This window comes from uncultured Succinatimonas sp., from assembly GCF_905203285.1.
Classification (GTDB): Bacteria; Pseudomonadota; Gammaproteobacteria; order Enterobacterales; family Succinivibrionaceae; genus Succinatimonas.
In genome coordinates this window covers 1-7,963 of sequence record NZ_CAJKVK010000086.1, presented here as the reverse complement: position 1 = coordinate 7,963, position 7,963 = coordinate 1, and the positions used below count along the sequence as shown (strand labels likewise).

Below are 7,963 nucleotides of genomic sequence, written 5' to 3'. Positions count from 1 at the left end.
ATAAAAAAATCGGAGCATCAAATTGAGCCAATTTAGCGACTAAATCCGTTTTATCGATATAGATTTTATTCCTTTCACAAAAATCACTAAATGATGTAATGCTTAAAGGCAGTTTAGTCAAATCAATCATATAAACACTTTCATAAAACAATTAATTATTAATAATCATGCAACTCATTCTATAACATATCACGCTATACTGATCCTTATAGATATTAATATGACTAAGGAATATCTTCTTTAACAGTTATCTCAAAAACATTTACAGTATCACAATCAGGACAGCAAAACTTAATTTTACCGTCTTTGGCTCGCGGAGGAGTCCCTCCGTAACGCAAAATATCTATATAAGGAAAGGCAACATGCATAGCCATAGGACAAAGTTTGCCGCGATCATTATCAAAGTCAAAAGAATCTCCTATTCTATGACCGCGATGACAACCAACTTTTCCTAATCTGCCTACAATTGTAAGGACAATTTTAGGCTTCTTTTCTGCCATATCTGTCCTACTTTATTTACGGAATTTTTTATACGGATCATACTTAACATTAGGGTCAATATCATACCCTACAAATTTGGCCTGACGTGCTATATACACATCAGGAGCTTCTTCCTGACGATCTTCTTCTCCGATATCCTCTTTCTCAAAAAACTCTTCTTCCTTTTTACCCGCATTAAAACCCTTTTCGGTTAATTTAATACCTTCATCGGTAATTTCAATTAAGCGCTCTTTATAAAGATGTCCTATAGCTTTTTTGAATTTACCCTTTGACATATGCAGATAATCCTCAATTTCATCAGGATCAGACTTATCATTAAAATCAAGCTCTCCACCTGAATTTAACAAGGCCTGCAAAATATCGGCAGCTGCATGCTCTACTCCACTGCGTCCCGGCTCTTGCAAAGAAACATCAATACGACCGTCTTCACGAACATTTATGATCCATCCTGAATAGCGCTTACCTATTTGGATTTCACCTTTTTGCTCATTTTTATAAATAAGACCGTAGACATGATCATCAACAATAGTTCTAAACCCAAGCGGAGTATGCGATACCGGTACAAGGCACACCCTTTGTCCCGGCTTATATTCTCCCGGTTTGGCAAAATCATTGATATAACGATTAAAACGCTGAGTACCGAACAACCTTCCCTGATCGTCAAGCGCAACGTAGACAAGAGCCATTCTGCCTACTTCAAAAGAGCCGCGCTGTTCAGATACTGGAACCACTAATTCCTTGGGAATGCCCAAATCAAGATAAGCAGTGCCGCAATCAATCGAGGTTACGCGCAAACGTCCTGTCATACCAAGCTCAAGATAAGGATGGCGAGCGGTCGCTAAGATTCTGCCGCCGTCAACATATAAAAACACGCGTAAAGAATCACCTTCCTGCAAATTTTGAGGCAATTGACGGCGCGGAACAAATAATTCACCATGCTCATGCGCATCTACCATTGCCCCCTGATCGGAAATTTTATTTACCGTAAGTTCATACATGCGTCCCGGGATCAATGTATCAGCCATAACCTTACCTTGCAATTATTAATGAATTTGAGATTATTCTACCGCAAAAGAAAATACCTTGCGAAAACGAACCAAAACGTTCACATATTTATCAAAAAAACATGATTTTTTTTGAATTTTGCGCACAAAAAAGGCCGTCCTTGCGACGACCTTTTTATTGACTTTAAATCTACAGCTTATTAAACGCGCATAAAGTCAACGTGAATAATACGTGAAGTTACCGGATGACGCTGCATAGCAACAGGCTTAACGGCAATAGCGGAACCGTCAAGATTAATAGTAACGGTTTCGGAGTAAAATTCATCTTTCAATGCTGCTACGATTAATTTCTTCTCATCTAAAGTGATGGAAACGGTCTCCTGACCGGGAGCAACGATAATAGCAGGAATACGTTCTTCACGACGAAGGCGGCGGCTCGCACCTCTCCCCAAGTCGGTACGTACAACGGCATCTAAAGTAATAGCCATAATAAAAACTCTCTATAAAAAATTAAACATGGTGTTAAGTTCTGCGACCGGAACTTAGCGCGCAAAATTATAGCGTAAAATTACAAAAATTAAAACATTCACAGCATGAATCCGGCAACTATATAACAATAGCTGCCGAAAAGATCTTTAATTAAGTTTTGTCTGCATCGCTGCAATGATATGCGCTTTAACCCCGGCTTTCATCGCCTCATCTTCAATCATAAATTTATCGCTGTGGTTATTAGCTGCATTTTCAGTTCCCGGTTTATCAACACCTAAAAACATGAAGACACTCGGAACTTCAAGAGCGTAAAAAGAAAAGTCTTCACTGGCACCGGGATTCCAGGTTGAGATCTTTGCATCAACATTATTTTCTTTTAATAAAGAAACAGTATTTTCAGCAAGCACAGGATCATTCATGGTCACAGGATAAGATTCGATAATTTTAGTAGTAACTTTAGCCCCCGTCGACATTCCGACACCTGACGCAATTTCAGGCAGGCGCTTTATTAAAACCTTACGGACTTCATTATTGTTGCTTCTAATTGTTCCTGTCATTTGAGCCTTGCCGCTCATTACGTTATCGGCCTCTCCTGAATGAAGCTTTCCTACCGTAATTACACCCATGCCTTGCGACAAATCAATATTCCTTGAAATAAGCTGCTGCATTGAGACTACGATTTGCGATGCCGTTAAAGTCGCATCGACACCGCTCCACGGCATTGCGCCATGAGCTTGCACACCCTCGACATCAATCTTAAAACCGTCAATACTATTTAACGTAGCACCTTTGGAAATAAGAATTTTACCCGCATCTTGTCGCGCCATGACATGAATGCCGAACATATGCTTAATTTTAAAACGCTCAATCAAATTATCTTCAACTAAAGCTTTTGCACCTGAATTAGGTAAATTGTCGGACGCATAAGGATTTACCAAAGAGTCCCCCTCTTCAGCAGGCTGGAACACAAAAACCACAGCCCTGTCAATTTCATCTTTATGCTCAGCCATAATCTTAGCGGCGCTAAGCAGCATGGACATATGCGCATCATGTCCGCACATATGAGAAACGAATGTATCTTCACCGAAGATCTTGCCTTTTGCAGTGCTGACATAATCAATATCATTTCGCTCTTTTATTGGCAAAGCATCAATATCCGCCCTAAGACCTATTGCATCTCCTTTTTCTTCATTGATAATTCCGATAACGGCGGTAGGCGCGTCTTTAAAACCCGTTACGGTTTTAATTCCCTGTTTTTCCAAAAAAGCCTTGATATACTTTTGGGTCTCATATTCCTGATTACCAAGTTCTCCATGCTGATGCAGATAATGACGCATCTCTACCGTGTTACCGTATTCCGCATTCACTGCTGATTCAAGCCAGGAAATAGGAGCGGCACTAACAATCCCAGTCATCATTAAAGCAGCAACACACGCTGAAATTCTTAACATTTTTCTCTCCTTTTACCCTTAATTTTTTACACCTATCCATTAAAAAGCAAATTGACCAATCTATCAAGGGAAACAAGGCTTTTGCAGAATTTATTAAAAAGGAAAAGGGCTAAAGGTATGTATTTGTCAGGTATAATCTGCACAGTTATTCGGGGTATTTTATTATGACTCAAGATTTTATCCGCCCGTCAAAAGACGAATCATTTATGGAAATTGCCCAAGCGGTTTCCATGCGTTCTACATGCATACGCCGCCGCTATGGTGCCATTATCGTATCTAAAGACGGCAGAATCATTGCTACCGGCTATAATGGAGCTCCGCGCCATCGTGCCAATTGCTCTGATTTAAAATCCTGCCTTAGAGCAGAACTTAAAATAAAACCCGGCACCCACTATGAACTCTGCCGTGCCGTTCATGCCGAAGCTAATGCCATTATCAACGGAAATCCTTTAGATATCGTCGGAGGAACTTTATATTTAGCAGGAACCGATGCTGCAACTAATAAACCGACCGCACAAATGCGTCCCTGCGCTATGTGCGAACGCCTTATTTTAAATGCCCAAATCGCAAGAGTGGTACTGCGCGATGAAAACGGTAAACTGATTTCAGTAAATCCGCTTGATTGGGATGATGATATCGTAAAGCGTTACGAGATAGAGCATCAAAAAATCAATTGATAAAACAGCAGGTTTTTCTATGATTGATAAAAATAAAATATTTGAGTTTAAATATATTATTTTTGATCTTGACGGTACTTTATGCGATACCGAGCATCTGCACGCCGATGCTTGGACTGCCGTAGCGCAAAAATACGGCATGCCGCCCATTACCCATGAATTATTAATCAAAATAGGCGGCATCAGTACCATCAATTTAAGCAAAATGTTCTGCAAACAATACGGAATAAATGTAGATCCGCAAATTATTGCCGACGAAAAAGCACAAAATTATTTTGATAACTTTTTACCTAAAACCCAAAAGTTCGAATCAATCTGCTCTATTTTGCGTGAAGCGCATGATCGCGGCATTAAAACCGCTATCGCAACCGGCTCACAAATAAAGGAAACAAATTATCTAATTGAACTTTTCGGTCTTACATCTTACGTCGATGCAGTGGTTACCGCAGATCAAATTAAAAACGGCAAACCGGCTCCCGATACTTATCTTGAAGCCTGCAAGCGTTTAAACGCAACACCTGCCGAATGCCTCGTGTTTGAAGATACTCCCATCGGACTTCAAGGGGTTAAAGCTGCAGGAATGACGTGCATCAGAGTTTTTGAGGGGAAAATCGTTTCAGACGACTTTATCAAGCCTTAATTTTATTTAATTTACGTATCATAAGCCCGCACTCGCGGGCTTAACTTTCTTAAAAATTAACTAATCTTCATCAATAAGTCTTGGGAAAGACTCTTCAGGTCTTTGATCAATCTTATCGGAATCATAAGCGCGACGCAGATTAAGATTAATGTCATTTAAAATATCCATGTCGCCTGGCGTCAAATCAAAACTGAAAATCTGTGAATTTTCCAAAATTCTTTCAAAGTTTACGGATTTCGGAATAATCGCAACACCGCGCTGTAAATTCCATTTTAGAATTACCTGAGCCGTCGTGACATGATGATAATCAGCAATGGTCCAAATGCGCGGATCGTTCACCAATGTTCTGCCTTGACCGCCAAGCGGTGAATAGGCTTCCATTAAAATTCCTTCTTTTCTGCAGTAATCAAGCAGTTCGTTTTCCTGATTTTCAGGATGGCATTCAACTTGATTTACCTGCGGAATAACACTTGCTCCGCTGTCTTTTAAATGTTTTAAATGATGAATTTTAAAATTGGATACGCCTATGGCCTTGATCAAACCTTCTTTCTGCAGTTTTTCAAGCTCAAGATACGCTTCCACATAACCGGCAAACGGCCAGTGCAACAGATACAAATCAATATAATCAAGCTGCAGTCTTTCAAGTGACTCAAGAAGCCCCTGACGGGGATTTTTGAAATCGTCTTTCCACAATTTCGTAGTCACGAAAATATCTTTTCTATTAATACCGCTATCTTTAATGCCGCGTCCGACGCTTTTTTCATTACAGTAGACTCGCGCTGTATCAATCATACGGTAACCGTATTCAATTGCGGTCCTTACCGCACTGCGGGTTATTTCACCAGCCGGAGATCTGAAAACTCCCAAACCGAAATACGGCATCAAAACACCGTTATTTAAAACTGCACGTGAATTAATTTCCATAATTGCCTTCCTGCTTACGAGCATCCGTCATGGATTTATAAGCTTTAATTAAAACATCAGGTCCTGCACCTAATTGCGTCATGTGCTCTGACAAGTACCTTCTGTATAATCTGGCACCGGGACATGAATTGAACAAACCTAAAAGATGCCGCATCAAATGATGCACCGGGATCCCCTCTTCCTTTATTTTTGCTGATAAATCAACAGCTTTATACAAAAGTTCTTCCCGTGAGAACAACGGTTTTGTACTGCCGAAGATTTCATTGTCTACTTTGCTTAAAATAAAAGGATTATCAATGACAGCGCGCCCCAACATCACCCCGTCGACGTATTGCAGCTGCTCTTTTACAGCGTCAATAGTCGTTATACCGCCGTTGATAGTAATTTTAAGATTAGGAAAAGTCTTTTTCACCAAATAAACTCTTTCATAATCAAGCGGCGGGATAGTACGATTTTCTTTTGGCGATAAACCGTTAAGCCATGCTTTGCGAGCATGCAAAATCACATGGGGACAGCCGGTGGCAGCTATTGTCTCAATAAGCTTTAATGTAAAAGCAACGCTGTCATCTTCATCAACACCAATACGTGTTTTTACAGTTACGGGAATTGACACTGCATCCTGCATGGCTTTAACGCAGTCGGCTATAAGAGCCGGTGTTTTCATCAACACCGCCCCGAAATTTCCCGACTGAACCTTATCTGACGGGCATCCTGCGTTTAAATTTATTTCTGTATAGCCAAAATCCGCACCGATTTTGGCAGCTGCGGCTAATTTTTTAGGATCAGAACCGCCAAGCTGCAGCACGCACGGCAACTCTTCATCATGAAATTCAAGCAGATAATTCTTACCGTGAATGACAGCATCAGCTGCTATCATTTCGGTATAAAGCATGGATTGTTTGGAAAAAAGACGCGCCATACGGCGGAAAACGGAATCGGTAACATCTACCATCGGGGCCACAGAAAAACGCATGGCCCCTGAAAGTTCAAATTGCTTTTGCACTTTAATTATTATTCTTTAATTTTTTAGTTAGCATACTTAAACGGCTGGGATGAACCGAATCCCTGATAACTGCAGAATCAGAGGTCATATAGCTCATGCGGCTTAAGTTCTCTCTTACTATGTCGGAAAGCCACTGATCATAAAATGCCGGCAGACCTACCGTAATGAGAGAAACTTTTTCTTTTAACTCCTTGATGTGAGCCTCATCAGGACGCTGCAAAAATTCAGCGATGATCTTGCCCATTTCACGCATCTGATTGGCATTGGCTCCACGAGTGGTTGACGGTAAAGTAGAGAAGCGCACGGCATCGTACTTGATATTCGGATCAGATGTCAGCATCGTACAAATTCTTACATTAACACCAGCTTCCATCAAAAGTTCCTGCGCTCCACGGGCAGATACTGCGCATCCTTTGGTATCAATAATTACCAAATGAGAATCCGTACCGCCGAAAAGGACTTTAGCTCCGCCTGTAGCAAGCCCCTCAGCCAAAGCTTTGGCATTATCCACAACCGTGTGGACATAACGACTATAAACTGAATCTTTCATTTCGGACATACGGGCAGCTAAAGCAGCAAGTTCTGCAGACTGCAATCCGTTATGACCTGCGGTAATAGCCATGCGGTCAATTGAGCTTGCATATTTATTTGAGCACAAAATAACCGATGAATGCGGCCCTTGCATTGCGCCGTGGGCACTGAAAGTAACAACGTCGGCATGCGGCAACGGAGAAGGAAGGACACCTCCTGCGATAAGACCTGCCGTTTGTGAAATATCACACCACAAAATCGCCCCGCATTTATGCGCAATATCGGCAAAACGTTCGTAATCAAGAGACAAAGGATAATTAATCGGAGAAACAATGATAAACTGCGGCTTGCATTCCATTGCCTGTTTTTCTACAGCGTCCATATCAAGTCTGCCGCTTTGCGGATCAACGCCGAAATTAACAAAGCGATATGCAAGGTTTTCGCTGTTGCAATGTTCCTTTTTACGCAAATCAAGAGACATAACCACATCGCCGCGACGGGTCAAACTTTGGAACACCACACGAGATGCCGCTTCAATGGTAATCGGTCTTACATTGGCATGATCGGCTTTAAACAACTCGCAAATTCTTTTTGCGGCCAAAGGCTCAAGGCCTTCAACTCGATTGTAAGAAAAATGACGGATAGTATTTACGAGTACGCTTCCCATAATAGCCGCGCATAAAGGAGACGTACTGTTTTCATCAGGGATGAAAGATAAAGATAAGCGCTGATATTCAAGCTCT

9 protein-coding genes are annotated in these 7,963 nt (G+C 41.2%); 2 read left to right on the top strand and 7 right to left on the bottom strand.

All coding sequences use genetic code 11. The features are described 5' to 3' along the window. Window positions 1–224: 224 nt before the first annotated feature. From QZ019_RS08205 to QZ019_RS08190, 4 genes are all read right to left on the bottom strand, one after another. A complete protein-coding gene (locus tag QZ019_RS08205; RefSeq protein ID WP_295484066.1) occupies window positions 225–500 on the bottom strand; it encodes a TIGR04076 family protein in 276 nt (91 codons plus the stop codon). A gap of 12 nt (window positions 501–512) precedes the next feature. Next, complete coding sequence (locus QZ019_RS08200; protein WP_294566637.1) at window positions 513–1,526, bottom strand: S1-like domain-containing RNA-binding protein; 1,014 nt, start codon at window positions 1,524–1,526, stop codon at window positions 513–515. A 179-nt stretch (window positions 1,527–1,705) separates the two neighbouring features. Continuing rightward, window positions 1,706–1,993: a 50S ribosomal protein L25 gene (gene rplY, locus QZ019_RS08195; protein WP_294566640.1), complete on the bottom strand. Its 288-nt coding sequence runs from the start codon at window positions 1,991–1,993 to the stop codon at window positions 1,706–1,708. Between the two features lie 147 nt (window positions 1,994–2,140). Beyond that, a complete protein-coding gene (locus QZ019_RS08190) occupies window positions 2,141–3,445 on the bottom strand; it encodes a M20 family metallopeptidase (RefSeq protein WP_295484062.1) in 1,305 nt (434 codons plus the stop codon). Between the two features lie 164 nt (window positions 3,446–3,609). Here QZ019_RS08190 and QZ019_RS08185 point away from each other — a divergent pair, with 164 nt between their 5' ends. Together QZ019_RS08185 and QZ019_RS08180 are read left to right on the top strand one after the other, a co-directional pair. Then, a complete protein-coding gene (locus tag QZ019_RS08185; RefSeq protein ID WP_295484060.1) occupies window positions 3,610–4,122 on the top strand; it encodes a deaminase in 513 nt (170 codons plus the stop codon). A gap of 19 nt (window positions 4,123–4,141) precedes the next feature. Then, the gene (locus QZ019_RS08180; RefSeq protein WP_294566648.1) at window positions 4,142–4,762 is read left to right on the top strand and encodes an HAD-IA family hydrolase; all 621 of its coding nucleotides are present in this window, start codon (window positions 4,142–4,144) and stop codon (window positions 4,760–4,762) included. A 60-nt stretch (window positions 4,763–4,822) separates the two neighbouring features. Here the strand turns inward: QZ019_RS08180 and QZ019_RS08175 are convergent, their stop codons facing one another. The 3 genes from QZ019_RS08175 to QZ019_RS08165 all read right to left on the bottom strand — a co-directional run. Continuing rightward, the gene (locus QZ019_RS08175) at window positions 4,823–5,686 is read right to left on the bottom strand and encodes an aldo/keto reductase (protein ID WP_294566650.1); all 864 of its coding nucleotides are present in this window, start codon (window positions 5,684–5,686) and stop codon (window positions 4,823–4,825) included. After that, window positions 5,676–6,689: a tRNA dihydrouridine(20/20a) synthase DusA gene (gene dusA, locus QZ019_RS08170; protein ID WP_295484057.1), complete on the bottom strand. Its 1,014-nt coding sequence runs from the start codon at window positions 6,687–6,689 to the stop codon at window positions 5,676–5,678. The genes QZ019_RS08175 and dusA overlap by 11 nt, the downstream gene beginning before the upstream one ends. Before the next feature lies 1 nt (window position 6,690). Beyond that, window positions 6,691–7,963, bottom strand: a 1,273-nt coding sequence (locus tag QZ019_RS08165; RefSeq protein WP_295484053.1) for a hypothetical protein, incomplete at its 5' end; no start/stop codon positions are given.